General features: G+C 34.8%; 2 protein-coding genes and 1 pseudogene. 1 reads left to right on the top strand and 2 read right to left on the bottom strand.

Translation table 11 applies throughout. The features are described 5' to 3' along the window. Nucleotides 1–135: pseudogene (locus tag FTV38_RS17530) on the bottom strand (XRE family transcriptional regulator); the annotation flags it as partial. 151 nt (nucleotides 136–286) lie between these two features. On the opposite strand from FTV38_RS17530, the gene FTV38_RS17525 reads away from it, so the two are divergent. Further along, a complete protein-coding gene (locus FTV38_RS17525) occupies nucleotides 287–532 on the top strand; it encodes a hypothetical protein (RefSeq protein WP_004728465.1) in 246 nt (81 codons plus the stop codon). 239 nt (nucleotides 533–771) lie between these two features. On the opposite strand, the gene FTV38_RS17520 is transcribed toward FTV38_RS17525, so the two are convergent. Beyond that, nucleotides 772–1430 (bottom strand): hypothetical protein (locus tag FTV38_RS17520; protein ID WP_180023046.1); only part of this gene is annotated, 659 nt, incomplete at its 5' end.

Genomic DNA, 1430 nt, shown 5'->3' with positions numbered 1-1430 from the left:
AGCGATATGTGTAGGAACCACACCTTGTTTACTGTAATTCGTAATCGAATTGGGTTTCATATCCAATAAGGCAGCAAATTCCTTAATTGAAAGCCCTGCTTTACCGATAAGACGTTGAAATTCAGTATATGGCATTTGATTAAATTTATAGAAATCGTGTTTTGAGCTTATAGCATAGGGTTATATTTACATAAAAACACATAAAATTATGTGGTAAACACATTATTTTATGTGTTATAAATAGTTTATCAACGAAACTATTTATCATCTCTATAGGAGACATACTATGTACTCATACCCTAATTCAAACGCTGAAAAGAAAATTGCCCTCATGATCATCAATGACTTTTTCATTCAAAAAGCACATGAACTCTGGATTTTTTTACAACTCGACCCGAGCTTTAACGACTATGAAGCAACAGTCATTTGGACTCGACGTTATCTAGAGGAACATCCAGAAGGTGAATACAGCGACATTCAAAAAGCCTTCCTTTCTTGTTTCCCAGAACACTTCTTCAACTTTGACTATTGAGTTATGAATCGTCTTTACTCTTTTGTGGCTTGAAACCCGCATAAACACTATAAAACCCTGGCAGGATACCGGGGTTTTTTATTGCAATATTCTACACACCTGGCAAATTGGCAATCATCATCATGATTATTCGGAATTTACCCTTCTTCTTGTTTAAGAAAATGGATATCTAAATCCAATCAATCACTGATAAGCCTGATATATCAGGCTTTTTATTACTAAAATTTAATAATTTTTAACTATTTTTTGCCTGCCTTACACTCTGATAAAGCTAAATAAATTTCTTTTATATACTCAGGAACGACTTCACCCTCATACTCAATCATTGCTAATTTATCAATGACCTTCAGAAATATTGGCCACCTGAAGTACAAAGTATCAAGATCCATATCAATCTGCTCAAATATTATAGATTTTTCGATCTTATTGATGATCCTCTTATTTCCTACAATGGCTTTTCTAACTTGATCTGGTGTCAAGGTATCAATATTAAGACCCAATTCTTTATAAGCAGCAATCACAGCGCCACCGAGCTGATACTTTCGATTGTTTTCAGCTTTACGCTTTTTCCCTGCATCTTTTTTCTGGATCTGACTCAAGTACAGCTCCAAATCAGCATATTGCAGTTTTTGAGCTTTGAAATTCAGATATCGGGTACACATCATCTTCAGAATATTCAGTTCAGCAACACCCAGTTGATTGTCCTGGTATGCATGAAACAACTCGATAAATTTAGCTTCATATTCAGTCTGTCTAGGATTTTTAGACAGCTCATCAAACAGCAGCTGAAGCTTCAGATGCTCTCTGTAAGGTTTTAATGCTTCTTTGACTAATATTTTCTGTGCTTCAGACAACATCTCAAAATTAAAGTCTTCAGCTTGTAAGGCATCAATGACCT

The organism is Acinetobacter sp. YH16044 (genome assembly GCF_013417145.1).
GTDB classification, from domain to species: Bacteria; Pseudomonadota; Gammaproteobacteria; order Pseudomonadales; family Moraxellaceae; genus Acinetobacter; species Acinetobacter amyesii.
This window is presented reverse-complemented; position numbering and strand designations above follow the sequence as displayed.

What these genes read in the sequence shown, in the direction of transcription:
- FTV38_RS17525 (WP_004728465.1), top strand. Translation starts at nt 287, where the DNA reads ATGTACTCATACCCTAATTCAAACGCTGAAAAGAAAATTGCCCTCATG.